The sequence below is a fragment of the Staphylococcus sp. ACRSN genome (assembly GCF_022346615.1).
GTDB lineage: Bacteria > Bacillota > Bacilli > Staphylococcales > Staphylococcaceae > Staphylococcus.
Window position 1 is genome coordinate 105,893 of record NZ_JAKRNS010000009.1, and the last position, 16,454, is coordinate 122,346.

Genomic DNA, 16,454 nt, shown 5'->3' on the forward strand with positions numbered 1-16,454 from the left:
TTATTATTTCATCTCCAGTCGACTGTCGACCATTTGACTTAAATCCAAACATAAATTTGCCGTTTTATTAACACTTTCTAACGTAATGCTTTCAACAATATCTAATAAGTCGAATAAACTTACACCTTCAAAATGTAATTTAGTATATTGATTTGCTATATATTCTGGAGAATTCAATCCAGATATAAACTCACCTATAAACTGTTTTTTTAATAATTCAAATGCATCAGCATCTTCAAGATTTCCTATTTTATGTTTTAGTTCTTCTAACAACAATGCCTTTAATTCATCTGGCTTTTGAGTTGAACTTGTAACAAGTGAGAAACTATATGTTGGTTCTAATACAAATTGATAGCCAAACGTTTCATCAATTAAGTCTTGATTTAACAATGTTTGGTAAAAATCTGTTTCTTCACCAAATACCATTTCAAAGAATAAAGTCATTTCCAAGTCATGTTTTACGTATGCTTTCGAAGGTGCATCTTGTAATACTTTATTTTTAAAACCAAGCATCAGACGTGGTGATTGTAATTTCATTGATTCAGTGATTTGAGCCTCACTAACCTCAACTTGTTCAACTAAAGGATTTCTCACAATTTGTGGTTGATTAACCTTATCTCTCATATCTTCATGTTCTGCTATAACACGATAAATATGTTCAGGATCAACATCGCCAACCACAAACAATACCATATTTGACGGATGATAGAACGTTTCATAACAAAGATATAAATCATCTTTTGTAATTTCATAAATACTCTCTACGCTACCAGCAATATCTACACGAATAGGATGTGTTTGATACATAGCTTTCAGTGTATTAAACATTAATTTATAACCTGGTTGTTCTTGATACATCTTAATTTCTTCAGCTATGATTCCTTTTTCTTTATCAACAGTCTCTTTTGTAAAATAAGGTGTTTCAACCATCGTTAACAAGCGTTTGATATTTCTTTCTATATTATCAGTTGCACTGAACAGATAGCTTGTACGATCAAAACTTGTAAATGCATTAACTTGCGCATTATCCTCTGCAAAAGCAGTAAATAAATCTTCTTCTTCATTTTCAAATAATTTGTGTTCCAAAAAATGTGCAACACCATCTGGTACTGTTACGTATGTATCACTGCCATGAGGTTTGAATTTATTGTCTAATGAACCAAATTGAGTAGTGTAAGTGACAAATGTTTTTTGAAAACCAGGTTTCGGAATTACAAATAATTTTAGTCCGTTATCTAGCTCCGTTTCATAAACACGCTCGTCAATTTGTTTATAGTATGTTTCTTTCACGATTCACTACCTCCTTTAGTCAAAATATATATCGTATCTAATATAGTTGCTTGTGCGACTTTCACTACATCTTGCCTCGTAACTTTATTAATGCCTTTAATATACATCGCCTCTGTTAAATCTTCTTCTAATAAAATATTATTATTTAAAATTTCAATAATGCTTTTTGCTCTATCTTGAGATTCTTGTCTCTGAGAAATAATAACTTTTTTCGCTAACGCTAATTTACTATCATCAAAATTGCCTTCTTGAATTTTTTTAAATTCATTGATAATTGTATCTTTTGCTACATCATATTTATCACTTGAAACACCACTTAGCACAAACATATAGCCATTTTTCCCATCAATTTGAGAGTGAATAGAGTATGCTAAACTTTGTTTTTCACGAACTTCGTTAAATAATACCGAAGAAGGATCTCCGCCAAACATAATATTAAATACTACTACTGCAAAATAATCTGGTTGTCCATAAACTGTAGGCAGTTTAAAGCCCATATTTAACTTAGCTTGATCTACTTCATCAAATTCAACTATGGTCTGTGGTAATTCATGTTTAGATTGCAACGGCGTCACAGTTGAAAGTTCAAATGGTGAAGGTTGTATATTAAAATATGTGTGAATCTGTGATTTCACTTCTGTTTCGTCTACATTTCCGACTACGTATACTGCACAAAAGTCATCATGTAGCATAGATTGATATGTATGATATAAACTTTTCGGAGTGATATCTTCTATATAATTGACTTGCCCTGTTGCGAGATGTCTATATGGATGATTTCCGAACATATGTTTTAATAAATTCAAAAATGCAATTTGCGATTTATTATCTACCATTGCTTCTAATTTTTTAGATAGTAATGTCTTTTCTTGTGTTACAAAATTTGAATTAAATGCACCATCTGTAACGAGTGGATTCCAAATAATTTCATTTAATAACTGCAGTCCCTTTTCAAATAGAGGTGTTTGATCACTTAAATAACGTTCATTTACTAATTCTAAAGATATGGTAATTACATGTTTATCTTTAAATTTAGTAACAAAGCTATTAACGTAAGCACCATACAAGTTAGACAAATGACGATTGAATGCTTTATCAGTTGGCCATTTTTTTGTTGCTCTTACTAATAGTTTACTTAACACAGATCTTGCCGTCATTGTTTCATTATCTAAAGGTGCCATAAATTTCAATGTAATGGTAGTCGTTTTAAATTTTGATGTTGGCATTACTTCAATATGTAAATCGTTGCGTTGTGTCTCTTTTTTCAAATTGTCATACCTCACTTTCATAATTTTGTTATTCTAATCTATTTCTAACCGTTTTAAATTTAACTAAACTACTTTTGAAATAATTAAAAGAATAAAATATTGGTTTCTCATCTTTATTATAATGCACTAATTTAAGTAACATTAATCCTTCATGTGGAGAAGCATCTAGCACATCAGAGATATGAGGCTCATAACTAATCGATTCAATCTCTGTTTCAGCATAAGCAATCTCTGTTGACGAATTTTGTTCAATCGCTTCTAATAATGATTCATTGCTATTTTGATATTGTGCACAAGTTAAATAACGCGTTGGTACCTTATCCAAGCAATAAACTACAGGCTGTTTATCTGCTGTTCGAATGCGTTCTATTATAGTTACATAATCTTTTTCTGGTAACGCTAAAGTCAATGCATCTAATGTTGTCGATGGCTTTTCGTCAAAACTAATAAACTCAGTGCCAGGTTCATAACCTTTTGCTTTAATCATTTTACTTATGCTAACTAACTCGCCTAATGGATAAAGGAAAGGGTGCTGTGACTTAACACTCGCACCTTCCTCTAAATTATTAGATAATACTTGTTCTGTAATCAGTTCATCAATTGCGTCGTATACATCATCTGTCTTTACATTCAACTTTCTTGCTATAGCAAGGTGACTAGGTAATTGCTCACCATGTTGAAAATCACCTGCTTTAATTTGTTGTATTAACCATTCTTTCACTTTATAAACTGAAGTAAGTTCCATATTTACACCTCATCATTATCTAAATCCACAAGAATTTGTCTTGGTTTACTACCCTTTTGTGGTCCAATAACTTGATTACGCTCTAAATCATCCATCAATCTAGATGCGCGATTATATCCAATTCTAAACTGTCTTTGAAGTAAAGAAGTACTTGCCTTTTGCTGTTCAATAACGAATAAGTAAGCTTCATCATATAAAGCATCTTCACTCTTCATTTCTGATTTATCAACTGGTGCATCTGGTTCCATTTCTTTTACATAGTTTGCTTTTTGTTGTTCTACTACGTAATTTACTACTTCTTGAACTTCTTGATCACTCAAAAATGCACCTTGTACACGTGTTCTTGTTGAACCACCATTTGCAACGTACAGCATGTCACCTTTACCTAAAAGTTTATCGGCACCGCCACTATCTATAATCGTTCTAGAATCTGTTTGAGAACTAACCGCAAATGCTATTCGTGTTGGAATATTATTTTTTATCAATCCTGTAATAACATCAACAGATGGTCTTTGTGTTGCAATGATAAGATGAATCCCTGCTGCACGTGCCATTTGTGTAATACGTTGAATTGCATTTTCTACTTCTTTACCTGCTACCATCATTAAATCTGCCAATTCATCTACAATTACAACGATATAAGGTAACTCTGCCTGCTTTTCATCTAATTCTTTATTTTGTCTTCTAATCGTTTCATTATAACCCTCAATATTTCTTGTAGAACTGTGTTGGAATAAGTCATAACGGCGTTCCATTTCTGCTACAACTTTTTCTAATGCTTGTGATGCCTTATGCGGATTAGTCACTACCGGAATTAATAAATGTGGAATACCATTATATACATTTAATTCTACCATTTTTGGGTCAATTAACATAAGCTTAACTTCATGTGGCTTTGCATTTAATAAAATACTCGTAATAATACCATTGATACATACAGATTTACCACTACCTGTTGAACCTGCCACTAGTAAATGAGGCATTTTATTTAATTCGACTGTTATCGGACTTCCGGATATATCTCTACCTAACCCCACTTCTAATTTATTCTTTGCAGGGAATTTCTCATCTAATACTTCTTTTAGTGATACGAGAGAAATTTTATCGTTTGGCACTTCAATACCTACTGCTGAACGTCCAGGAATAGGCGCTTCGATTCTTACATCTTTTGCTGCTAAAGCAAGTGCAATATCATTATGTAAATTAACAATTTTACTTACTTTAACACCTTGTGCAGGTTGAATCTCATATTGAGTCACGGCTGGTCCAATTTTGATTTGTGTCACTCTAGCATCAACACCAAAGTTCTTCAAAGTTGTTTCTAATAATTGTCCCTTTTTCTGAACCTCTGTTTTTGAAGTTGATTGCTGTTTCGCTGGTTGATTTAATAACGTCAGAGGTGGAATCTTATAGGATTCATTTTCAACTTCACCTGCTTCAGATATTGATCCAGCACCTTCACCTTCAGAGTCATTCGATTCATTTCCATCAAAATCAATACTTTCTTGTTGCATATCTTGCTGGTGACTTACTGTATTATTACTTGTATTCGCTTGTGCCCCGTCTTGATCAAATACACGCTTAGAGCGTTTTTTTGTTCTACTTAGCGTACTTGGTTCATCATTTTCACTATGTCCATATATAGGAATGTCTTGTTGATCCTTAGTTGAATTTGAATTTTGTACTTCTGTAAAATTACTGACATCCTTAATTGGCGCTTCACTTTCAATTTGCGCTTGTTGTTCAGCCTGTTTTTCAGCTTTTACTCGTGCTTTTGCATCTTTTTTAACTTTACTTTGCTTACGTTTTTCTTTCATGCTTTCAGAAGCATCTTTACTTTTACTTTTTAATCGTTCAAACATTAGTTTAGAAACATCTCTATGTTTCTGTTTTAGTAATAATATGATGCTAGAAGCTATAAGTAATAACGTAACAATGACTACACCCACAATAGAAATTAAAGGATTAAATAATACTAATAGATAATGCCCAATTAACCCTCCTCCAAAATTGGGGAAGTGTGTTTGTTCATAAGATTTATAGACAAAAGATAATACAGGTTCTCTTTGTGCCTTAGTATGATTTACAAAATAAAAGATAATATGCGTTAGGAATAAGAGCGCAAATTGTAACACAAAAGCTCCCACTGTTCTTCTACTCTTTGGTAGTGCTTTATAATATGTAATATAAATTGTCCCAATTAATATTAAAATATAAGTAAGGTAGCGACTATTTCCAAATAAGTAATTGAAAAAACTATCTATCATTGTGCCAACAATACCTAATTGAAATGCGCCTAATAAGGTTAATACAAAGACAATAATTGCAAAAATATATCTTAATGGACTGTCTGATTGCTTCTTTTTCTGGCGACTTTTATTATTTCTTGTATTCGTTGTTTTTTTCTTTGTTGTCGTTCTTTTTTTCGTTTGTGCCAAATTCCACACCTTCTTTTCAACTCTAATTTCTTTATTAATTCGTTACTGCAATTATGTATAGAAAATATTGATTAAATTAAATAAAATAATTAATGATATTTTAGTAACGCTTTTCCATTTTATAAGAACAGATTACTTTAATATGATAACACAAAAGAGGCAAAGACTTATTTCGCTCCCGCTAGATTTAAAGAATGCAATGCGTTTGTCATTTTCAGTGATCAAATCACAACTCATAACAGCAATCGCATTTTTAAATGTTAACTTAAGCCCTTGTCTTAACCTCTTTGTGTTTAATTCAATTCTATTAAATTTCAGAAATAACTGGAATAATCATTGGACGACGTTTTGTATTTTCGAATAATAATTTACTAATCTGATCTCTCATATTTTGCTTTATGTCAGACCATTCAATTCTTTTTTCTTGTAAACCTAATTCTACAATTTCTCTCACTTTTTCTTCAGCTTCGTTTAAAAGTGCTTCACTTTCTCTAACGTATACAAAACCTCTAGATTGTATCTCAGGTCCTGCTGCAATACGTCTGTTTTTTGGATCTAGTGTCACGACCGCTATAAAGATTCCATCTTCTGCAAGTAAATGACGATCTCTCAATACAATATTTCCAACATCGCCAACACCTATTCCATCTATGAGAACATTTCCAGAATTAACTTTCTCATTTAGAATCATTTCTTCACCATTGAAGTTAACTACATCGCCTTTTTCAACTAAGAAAATCTTTTCAGGTTGAACTCCTGCTTCATTAGCCAATTTAGCATGTGCTATTTGCATTTTAAATTCGCCATTCACTGGTATGAAATATTCTGGTTTCATCATATTTATCATCATTTTTAATTCTTCCATACAACCATGACTTGATGCATGAATTTTTTTGTTATTTGGAATAATTTCAGCACCGGCACGCACTAATTCATTAAGTGTATTACCTATAATCACTTCCATGTTGGCAGAAGCTGTGATTGCTAAAAAGACTGAATCTCCAGGTTCGATATTCATAATTTTATGTTTTTTCAAAGCCATTTGATTCAACGCTTCAACAGGTTCACCTTGCATACCTGTAGCGATGATAATCACTTCATTTTTAGGATAATTTTCAACCTCATTGATTGGTATTAGCATTTCTTTAGGAATATCGAAATATCCCATTTTTCTAGCGATGTTGAAAGAACTTTCCAACGAACGGCCTAAGAAAGACACCTTTTTATTCAATTTACTTGCAATGTTTAGTACTTGTTGAATTCTAATGAAATTTGACGCATAACAAGATACAATTAATCTACCTTTAACTTTTGTAAATGCATCATACATATGTGATTCAATTACATTCTCAGGCGTATTATAACCTGGCTTTTCTGCTTCAGTTGAATCACTGATTAGTGCAAAAACGCCGGACTCACCAATTTCAGTCATCTTTTTCAAGTCTGGTGCATAATGACCATGCAAGCTTTGATCAAATTTAAATTCACCTGTATAAACAATTGCACCATACGAAGTATGAATACAAACGCCTAAACTGTCAGGAATACTATGTGTTGTATTGAAGAAAGTAATATTAACACCTTTAAAACGCATTATCGATTCATTATTTACAGTATAATATCTTACCTTCTTGTTTACATTTCTAGCTTTCATATTCTCTTTAATTAGTCCGATAGTTAACTTCGAACCATAAACAGGTGCATCTACTTGCTCAAGTACATATGTAACTGCACCAATTGCATGTTCATGACCATGAGTCAAGAAAATCCCTTTTAACTTTTCTTTATTTTCTATAACATATTGTATGTCAGGAATTACAATGTCGACACCCAGCATTTCATCTTCTGGGAACATCAATCCTGCATCTAACATAAACATCTCATCGTCTACTTCAACGATATACATATTCTTCGCTATTTCTCCGACTCCGCCTAGAGGAATAATACGAATATTATTATTTTTTTTCTTTATTAAACTCAAAATGTTACCTCCTATTTGAATATCCCCGACCATATATAAACTCATAATATATTATAAGTTAAATCAAGCGCTATGTACACTATTAAAGTAATCTTAAAAAGCTAAATTGCAAAGTGCTTCTGCATATAAAGTGTATAATGTTTTTTACTCATTACAAAAATTGTTACCCAACTATTATAATTTCCCATCTATATTTATATAAATCTGAAAGAAATTCATTTTGTAAATAAAAAAAGAAACTAGTATGTAAGCTAAGATACATATCAGAGTATTGTAATACTCATTATATGACTCGACCATACTAGTTTCCAAAACTTGCAATTATATTTTTTTATGACTCTTCAGATAACAACGCTTTATGAGATGCGTTGACACGACCCTGTTTGTCAATTTCAGTAACTTTAATTTTAAATGTGTCTCCAACTTTCAAGACATCTTCAACTTTATCAATGCGTTCATTTGCAATTTGTGAAATGTGTACTAATGCGTCTTTACCAGGGAACAATTCAACAAATGCACCATATTTTTCTATACGTTTGACCTTACCATTATAAACTTGGCCAACTTCAGCTTCACGTGTAATATCTTCTATAATACTACGCGCTTTATCAATCGCTTCTTTATCGACAGCACCAATCACAATAGAACCATCTTGTTCGATATCAAGTTTAACACCAGTAGCATCAATAATTTCGTTGATTTTCTTACCGCCAGGCCCAATTACATCTCTAATTTTTTCAGGTTTGATTTGCATTGTCACAACTTTAGGTGCGTAATTACTCAATTCGTTACGTGGTACATCAATCGTCTGTAGCATGTGATCTAAAATCGCTAATCGACCTGCTTTAGCCTGAGCTAATGCTTCTTGAATGATTTCTTTTGTCAACCCATCTATCTTGATATCCATTTGAATAGCAGTAATACCTTCTGCTGTTCCTGCCACTTTAAAGTCCATGTCACCCAAAGCATCTTCCATACCTTGAATATCAGTAAGTATTGTATAACTATCTTCACGTGTCACTAATCCCATAGCAATACCAGCAACTGGTGCTTTAATTGGAACACCCGCATCCATAAGCGCAAGTGTTGAACCACAAATAGATGCCTGTGAAGATGAACCATTTGATTCCAACACTTCACTCACAACACGAACTGTGTAAGGAAATTCTTGAGTATCAGGTATGATATGACTTAACGCTCTTTCACCTAGTGCACCATGACCAATTTCACGACGCCCTGGAGAACGGACTGGGCCAGTTTCTCCAACAGAATAATTAGGGAAGTTATAGTGATGCATAAAGCGTTTTTGTTCTTCTTCACCTAAACCATCCAGTATTTGATACTCACTTAATGAACCTAAAGTAACAACAGATAACGCTTGAGTTTGACCTCTTGTAAATAAACCTGAACCATGTGTTCTTGGCAATAAACCAACTTCTGAATCAAGCGGTCTAATCTCATCTGTTTTACGTCCATCTGGGCGGATTTTTTCATCTGCAATTAATCTTCTGACTTCTTCTTTAACTAAATCATTCAAGATGCCATATACTTCTTTGATTAATGCTTCGTTATCTGGATTTTCTTCATCGACAAATTCATTAGCAACGTTTTCTTTTAATGCATCCAAATTAATGTCACGTTGTTGTTTGTCAAAGGTTAATACAGCTTCTTTTAAACCATTTGCTTCTGTTAATTGTTTTACTTTTTCAATAAGTGCTTCATCTTTTTCAACAGGTACAAAAGGTTTCTTTTCAGGTTGAATATGGTTCACAATTTCTTGTTGGAAATCTACAAGGCGTTGAATTTCTTTATGACCGAAGAAAATTGCTTCTAACATCTCTTCCTCAGTAATTTCACTCGCCCCTGCTTCTACCATATTTACTGCATCTTTATGACCGGCAACTTCTAAATCTAACCTTGAAACTTCTTTTTGTTCAACTGTTGGATTTATAATGTATTCACCATCAATATAGCCGACATTAACCCCAGCAATAGGTCCTTGGAATGGAATATCTGATATACTTAATGCCATAGAAGACCCTATCATAGCCGCCATTTCTGGTGAGCAGTCTGGATCTGCACTTAATACAGTGTTCATAATTTGAACATCATATTTATAACCTTTAGGGAATAACGGACGAATCGGTCTATCAATTAATCTTGCAGTTAATGTAGCCTCGTCACTCGGGCGTCCCTCACGTTTTTTAAATCCGCCAGGTATCTTACCTGCTGCATACATTTTTTCTTCATAATTCACCATTAGTGGGAAGAAGTCACCATCACGTGGTTCCTTAGAAGCAACAGCAGTAGATAATACAACTGTATCACCATAACGTACAAGCGCGGCGCCATTTGCTTGTTTCGCAAGTTGTCCTATTTCAATCGTTAAAGAACGATTTGCCCACTCAGTCTTGAAAACTTTTTTCTCTTGAGACATTACGAATCTCCTCTCATATTTCTAATAAGTCTATCATATCATTTCTAATAATAATTTAATATTAGTATCTTACTTTTAGCTTATCCTCTTAATAATTATAAAAAAGGGAAAGGACCTTTAAGGTTCTTTCCCTATCAATAAACGTCAAAAGATTAACGACGGATACCTAATGATTTAATTAGTTCACGGTAACGTTGAATATCTTTGTTACGTAAATAGTTAAGTAAGTGTCTACGACGACCTACCATTTTCAATAAACCACGACGTGAATGGTGGTCTTTTTTGTGTGTACGTAAGTGATCGTTTAATGCACTGATTTCCGCAGTTAATACAGCGATTTGAACTTCTGGTGATCCAGTGTCAGCTTCGTGTGTGCGGTATTCTTGAATTAATTCATTTTTTCTTTCTTGTGAAATTGCCATTGTCAATTTCCTCCTTTTATTTGTAATACGCCTCTATCCGAGCTAATCGTCGGAGTCTCGAACTAGCCAAGGTAAAGGTGCTTTAATGTGAAATACACATTAGACTTAAATATTATATGATATATCGTCTCCAAAATCAACCGCTAATAAGTATTTTGCTTTTTCTTTATCTTTATTCATCTGTTCAACTAATGGGTCAATGCCATCAAATTTTATTTCAGGTCGTAAAAAATGATGCCAAAATACGGTTACTCGCTCACCATATATATCATCATCGAAATCGAAAATATTCACTTCTATCACAACTTGCGCCACTGAAGGATCATGAAATGTGGGTTTTACTCCGACGTTAGCAACACCACGATATACTTTATGATCAGAGCCAATCTCCATACTTACAGCATATACACCATTTTTAGGTAGTACGTAATCATCACTTGGTTGTACATTTGCGGTAGGGAATCCGATTGTTCTACCACGTTTCTCACCTTGTACTACTGTACCTTTAATGCGAAAGCGATAACCCAATTCCTCGTTCGCCTTTTGTAAATCACCAGTTTTTAATGCCTTTCTGATTGCAGTAGTTGATATTTTCTCTGACTCAATTTCTTGCTTACTCACAGTAGTTGTATTAAATTGTGTCATCTCATCCAAGATGAGCATATTCCCTTTACCAAATTTACCGAAAGTAAAATCGAAACCTGCAACGACTTCTTTGACATGATTTTTAATAATATAATCTTTAATAAATTCTTCAGCAGTTACATCTGCAAATTTTGAAGAAAAATTAATGACTATACAATAATCGATACCATAAGATTCAAGAATTTCGACTTTATCCTGAATAGGAGTTAAATAATCCGTACGTTTCAATTCTGGATTTAAAACGACTGATGGATGAGGATCAAAAGTCATCACCGCTTTTTTCAACTGCTTTTCTTCAGCTTTTTGTTTTAAAGTATCGAAGACTTTCGAATGTCCTTTATGCATACCATCAAAAAAGCCAAAAGCCATTGCAACATCTTCTTTTATATATTGTTTTTCTTGAATTGGATGTGCTACTTCAATCACTTTCATGTAAATTCTCCTTTAGTTAAAGACCTTTTTAGGTTTAATTTCATCTTGTTTTTCTGGATGAGGCTCATAGATAGCTAATGCCCTATTATCCACATCATTAATCATAACCACTTGTTCTACAATATTTTCTTCAAATTGGTCTTTTCTGAATTTTTGACCATTTAAAATTTTATCTTTTAGAACAGTATTAGTTATTTTAATTTTTTGTAAACCTTTTAAACCATATTCTATCGGAAATAATTTATCTTGTAACCCTTCGTGCTCAACTAATTCTGCAATCTCTTGTAGTTTATAACTTTCATCAATAGAGAATCCACCACTATCAACCCTTGTTAATTGAGACATATGCGCTGGTAAATGCAATGCGCTACCAATATCTGTTGCTAATGTACGAATATAAGTACCTTTGCCACAAGTAACAAAAATATCAAATTGACACCCTTGTTGATCAAATGTGAGATTTGATGTTCGTATAATATCTTTAATATATACAACGCGCTCAGGTCTTTCTACTTCAATATTTTTTCTCGCATATTCATATAGTTTTTTACCTCTCACTTTAACAGACGAATACATTGGTGGTATTTGCGTTATTTCACCTTTAAATTGATTTAACACGTCATCTATAGCTTTATCTTCTATACTTGCATGTTCAATCTCTTTCACTTCAATTGTTTCGCCAGTTTGGTCTTCAGTAGAAGTACTTACACCTAAAAATACGGTTGCTTTATATGATTTACCCATTTCCATAATATAGTCACTAACCTTAGTTGCATTTCCAATACAAATTGGTAATACGCCCGCAACTTCAGGATCCAATGTGCCAGTATGACCAACTTTTTTGGTCTTTAATATTTTTCTCAATTTAAACACTACATCATGGCTTGTTAAGCCACGCTCTTTATAAACAGGTAAAATACCGTTATACATCGTTTCGCCACCTTCAATATCACTTTATATAATCATCTTTTATTTTAACATGTACAGCCATTTTATTGAGCATTAAAAAAACTGAAACAAAATTTCAATTGAATTTTGTTTCAGCAAACTAAATTTATTAATCTTTTTTGTGTAAATCTTGAATCATTCTTTCAATCTTATTACCATAATCTATTGATTCATCGTATTCAAAATTTAATTCAGGTATAATACGTAATCTCATTCTAGACCCCAATTCAGATTTAATGAAACCTTTTGCTTTTTCTAATCCCTTGAATGTATCTTCAATTTCTCTTTTACTTCCAAGCACTGTAAGATAAACCGTCGCAATTGATAAGTCATTTGTTAATTGGACATCTGTTATAGTTAAAAACCCTATTCTAGGATCTTTCACCTTGTTATTTGCAATATCCATAATTTCTTGCTTCATTTGTTCGCCAACACGTTCTGCTCTCATATTCATATTATTTCACCTCGCAAAAGTTTGCTTATAAAGTCAGTGTTGTCTTCCTTACTAAGTGATTATATGATAGTTCATTTCATAACGTCAAACAAATTTTACTATTGTATACTTTATTAACCGTTTTAAAAACAAATAATTTTTAATAGCATGTAACTATAATGTGCAAAATCATTTATACAGATAGGCATGATTTTTATTCCTAACTGTTAAATAATGAAACGATTTTGTAATAAGTTGAAATTCATTTGATTTTGTATTGCCTAAATGTTTAATTTTAATACCTAAGTGTTATAAAAGTATAATTTCTTTATTACAAATATGTATTTGTTCACCTTATTTATAAATTATTAAAAAGTGTTACGCTTTAATTGTATAAAATGCTATAATGTGTATTAATAAACATTTCAATGCTTATTAAAAATATTAGGAGCGTGCATATTTGGAGAAACCAGAGCGTTTATTGTATATTTACACACGTTTTTTAAATGGCAAGACATTAAATAAAGAAGCACTAGCAAAAGCATTAAATGTTAATTTGAGAACAATTCAAAGAGATATTAGTGATTTAAATCATTTTATTTATGAAGATGCTGAGTGGCAAGGTTTAGAAGGATCTATCGTCTACGATAAATATATTGAACAGCATCGACTGAAAATAAACAAATATAAGTTTGAAAGTAAAAGATTACTTAATTTAGTATTTAGAATGAAAACTTTCACACCAATCATTCACGAAGATACCTATAATTTAATCAGAGGTTTAAACGCTAATATTAATTTAGGCGAAAAAACACTATCTAATAAATTATTAAGTCAATTTAAATTGAATAAAGTTAAGGTTGAGTCTCAATTAATATTTAATATTCAAATTGCTATAGAATATAATGAGTTTATTTCACTCGCTATAAATAATCAAAATAAAATTAAAGTGATACCTATTTACACGCGCTATTACGATAGAAAGCATTGGTTCACTTACTATTATCACGGTACAATCACCTGTGTTAATCTCGATAATGTTCGAGAAGTTACTACGCTATCGGACCAATTTGAAACAGATATAATAGAAAAAATAGAGCCGACTACATTTCATTTTACTACATCAATTTGGGAAGAAATACACAAACAATTTATTATTGTTCACACGCAAAATGTTGAAAATGGCATTGTAGCCAAAATAATCATATCCCAACAAGAAACCCTTCAATTGGCTTATAAATATGCAAATGACATAACAATTTTACATCCTCAAGCCTATGTAGATGCTTTTAAATTAAAATTAAAAAATCTATTTACAAAATACAAATAGTTATAACAATCTGCACACATATTTCCGCATTGTTAATACTATCAACATACAAAATACATTATTGAAACAACTTCTAATCTTTTTAAAAGTTAGATTGCAGTATTTTTTCAATTATTGAAAGTGAATTATTACTACAGTCTACTAAAAACGACAATTCCTATTATAATCAATAGGCAATTGTCGTTTTCTAATCTACGAATATTAAGTACTATCTTTAATTCATTTAATGACTTCTACTTAGTTCTCATATAAGACTTCTACTTATCTATTGAAAAGGTAATTTAAATAATCTGATTATGCTTCAATCACATTCATTTTAACGAAATTAATACCTATGCAACCACATAGTTAAAAAACGTTATATGATTATTTATCACTCTGGAAAGTCATGCATAAAAAAACTGTAAACTAAATACCATCATTAGTCTACAGTCTTTGACATCACGCTTCATTACATATACTTCAAGCGATAAACATCATATTGTTTCATCTAAAAAGTATTAAAGCATTTAACCTAATATAACTTATTATATTCACTGACTAAAAACGCAAATGTTATGATTGTTGTAATGTACGTTCTAGTCCTTTCATACGTCTGTAAAAATCTGATTCACCTATTTCACGCGCTTCCTTTTGAATTCTATTCCATCGATAATATTCAGGCTTGGTTAACATTTGCTTTTGCTTTAATCTTACCTTATGTTCTCTGTAACTCAATAAATTCCCAGTTGTAATTCTTCTGTTTTGTTTTGAAGCAAAAACAAATAAATTATCTTTTATATAAGTACACATTGATTCATCTGCAAAATTTTTAAAAATTGAGATAAATAACTCTTCTTCACTACAAATGTATATTCTACGCTTATTATCCTTTAACATTTTCATCAATAAATTAAAATTCTCACGTTGTGAAGGCAAAATATGATTTAATGTTAAAAAATCCCTTGGAATACCCGCACTATGACCTGCTTGATATGGAAAAAAGTTTAGTACCATCAATCTGTTAGGATTAATATTAAATTGCTTTATTGTTGAAGAATTGCTATATAAATATTTAATAAACCATCTGTGTTTATCAACAAAAGGCAAAAATAGCTTTTTATTATTAAAGGTTAATTTACCTTGAATATCTAATACGATTCGTTTTCTATATTCTATCGCTTCATTGTGTGGTAAAACAGCATTATAACTATTAAAATCTTTTTCTGGATGTTTTTTTAAAATAACGATATCTGCTATTTCTGGATTACCAAAATAAGGTCTCGCCATTGCCGGATTAATACTTTCTTCATTTAAAATCACTTTTCTTCTGTCTTTGTTTATCGAAATTATACCATTCGCAAAGTCGATCATTTTTTTAAATCTTGGTATTTGAGTAAAGTCATCACCGAAATTTGATTTTAAATAAGTTAAATCCTGAGGATGAATAAAAGCTGTTGTATCGTTACTTTCGACTATTTTCTTTAATGTATTTTCATCATATATAGCATTATATTCTTGTAAATATTCTTGCCAAAAATTATTTATCTCATTTAAATATTCGCTCATTTGGTATAACCTCCTATACTCTTAATTATAAATAAGCAACTAGACAGTAAGTGTCTGCGAGTTATAAAAAAGTAATTTTTCTATATATTTTTTAACCAATCACTAACCATTAATAATTAAACGATTTAAATTTTATCATATCTATAACTTCCAGTCATCTCTTATTAAAATATTTCAAACTATATAAATACAACTTAATGCAATTCATACATGTTAAAAATATTATATATCACAATTAACCTTTTTCTTATTACTATAATTTATAGTCGAATATTGTGCACTATTCAATATCGATATATCAAAACTACAAGTGAAAATTATAAAGAATAAAGTCTGATTAGTAGAAAAGTAGTTTGAAAATGTTGTGGTTTTCATTAAAAACTCTGAAATGAAAAGAAAGCTAAAATTGAAGTACTAATTATAAAATGTAAATCGTTCCATCATAATGAAGGTAATTTAAAAAGTAGTTTCTTAGAAGGATTATGTATATTAATTGAAGGTATTAGAAAATTTATAATTTAAGCATTGCAACATAGC

Annotated in this window: 11 protein-coding genes and 2 pseudogenes; 1 reads left to right on the forward strand and 12 read right to left on the reverse strand. The window is 31.4% G+C overall.

All coding sequences use genetic code 11. From position 1 onward, the window contains the following. Window positions 1–3: 3 nt before the first annotated feature. From yfmH to rbfA, 11 genes and pseudogenes are all read right to left on the reverse strand, one after another. Window positions 4–1,290: an EF-P 5-aminopentanol modification-associated protein YfmH gene (yfmH, locus tag MHZ36_RS09890; protein ID WP_239231333.1), complete on the reverse strand. Its 1,287-nt coding sequence runs from the start codon at window positions 1,288–1,290 to the stop codon at window positions 4–6. Next, window positions 1,287–2,558: an EF-P 5-aminopentanol modification-associated protein YfmF gene (gene yfmF / locus MHZ36_RS09895; RefSeq protein WP_481867133.1), complete on the reverse strand. Its 1,272-nt coding sequence runs from the start codon at window positions 2,556–2,558 to the stop codon at window positions 1,287–1,289. Before yfmF ends, yfmH begins: the two co-directional genes overlap by 4 nt. A gap of 28 nt (window positions 2,559–2,586) precedes the next feature. After that, window positions 2,587–3,303, reverse strand: a complete 717-nt coding sequence (locus MHZ36_RS09900) for a GntR family transcriptional regulator (protein ID WP_239231336.1) — start codon at window positions 3,301–3,303, stop codon at window positions 2,587–2,589. A gap of 2 nt (window positions 3,304–3,305) precedes the next feature. Further along, window positions 3,306–4,757: pseudogene (locus MHZ36_RS14435) on the reverse strand (DNA translocase FtsK); the annotation flags it as partial. A 113-nt stretch (window positions 4,758–4,870) separates the two neighbouring features. Continuing rightward, window positions 4,871–5,741: pseudogene (locus MHZ36_RS14440) on the reverse strand (DNA translocase FtsK 4TM domain-containing protein); the annotation flags it as partial. 307 nt (window positions 5,742–6,048) lie between these two features. Then, entirely contained in the window at window positions 6,049–7,722 is a 1,674-nt protein-coding gene (gene rnjB, locus MHZ36_RS09910) for a ribonuclease J2 (RefSeq protein ID WP_239231338.1), read from the reverse strand. 331 nt (window positions 7,723–8,053) lie between these two features. Next, window positions 8,054–10,159: a polyribonucleotide nucleotidyltransferase gene (gene pnp, locus MHZ36_RS09915; protein WP_239231340.1), complete on the reverse strand. Its 2,106-nt coding sequence runs from the start codon at window positions 10,157–10,159 to the stop codon at window positions 8,054–8,056. 152 nt (window positions 10,160–10,311) lie between these two features. Beyond that, window positions 10,312–10,581 (reverse strand): 30S ribosomal protein S15, encoded by a 270-nt coding sequence (gene rpsO, locus MHZ36_RS09920; protein ID WP_239231341.1) that lies wholly within the window; start codon window positions 10,579–10,581, stop codon window positions 10,312–10,314. 105 nt (window positions 10,582–10,686) lie between these two features. Further along, window positions 10,687–11,658 carry a bifunctional riboflavin kinase/FAD synthetase gene (locus tag MHZ36_RS09925; RefSeq protein WP_239231342.1) on the reverse strand — a complete coding sequence of 324 codons (972 nt, stop codon included), beginning with the start codon at window positions 11,656–11,658 and terminating at the stop codon, window positions 10,687–10,689. A gap of 12 nt (window positions 11,659–11,670) precedes the next feature. Then, complete coding sequence (gene truB, locus MHZ36_RS09930; protein WP_239231343.1) at window positions 11,671–12,588, reverse strand: tRNA pseudouridine(55) synthase TruB; 918 nt, start codon at window positions 12,586–12,588, stop codon at window positions 11,671–11,673. Between the two features lie 127 nt (window positions 12,589–12,715). Next, on the reverse strand, window positions 12,716–13,060 hold the full coding sequence (rbfA, locus tag MHZ36_RS09935) for a 30S ribosome-binding factor RbfA (RefSeq protein WP_239231344.1): 345 nt from the start codon (window positions 13,058–13,060) through the stop codon (window positions 12,716–12,718). Window positions 13,061–13,499: 439 nt separating this feature from the next. On the opposite strand from rbfA, the gene MHZ36_RS09940 reads away from it, so the two are divergent. Further along, window positions 13,500–14,369: an HTH domain-containing protein gene (locus tag MHZ36_RS09940; RefSeq protein ID WP_239231345.1), complete on the forward strand. Its 870-nt coding sequence runs from the start codon at window positions 13,500–13,502 to the stop codon at window positions 14,367–14,369. A gap of 555 nt (window positions 14,370–14,924) precedes the next feature. Here MHZ36_RS09940 and MHZ36_RS09945 read toward each other — a convergent pair. Continuing rightward, window positions 14,925–15,917: a hypothetical protein gene (locus MHZ36_RS09945; protein ID WP_239231347.1), complete on the reverse strand. Its 993-nt coding sequence runs from the start codon at window positions 15,915–15,917 to the stop codon at window positions 14,925–14,927. Between the last annotated feature and the right edge of the window lie 537 nt (window positions 15,918–16,454).

Coding starts and splice junctions, on each gene's coding strand:
- MHZ36_RS09900 (WP_239231336.1), bottom strand. CDS start 3,303: ATGGAACTTACTTCAGTTTATAAAGTGAAAGAATGGTTAATACAACAA.
- pnp (WP_239231340.1), bottom strand. CDS start 10,159: ATGTCTCAAGAGAAAAAAGTTTTCAAGACTGAGTGGGCAAATCGTTCT.
- rpsO (WP_239231341.1), bottom strand. CDS start 10,581: ATGGCAATTTCACAAGAAAGAAAAAATGAATTAATTCAAGAATACCGC.
- MHZ36_RS09925 (WP_239231342.1), bottom strand. CDS start 11,658: ATGAAAGTGATTGAAGTAGCACATCCAATTCAAGAAAAACAATATATA.
- truB (WP_239231343.1), bottom strand. CDS start 12,588: ATGTATAACGGTATTTTACCTGTTTATAAAGAGCGTGGCTTAACAAGC.
- rbfA (WP_239231344.1), bottom strand. CDS start 13,060: ATGAATATGAGAGCAGAACGTGTTGGCGAACAAATGAAGCAAGAAATT.
- MHZ36_RS09945 (WP_239231347.1), bottom strand. CDS start 15,917: ATGAGCGAATATTTAAATGAGATAAATAATTTTTGGCAAGAATATTTA.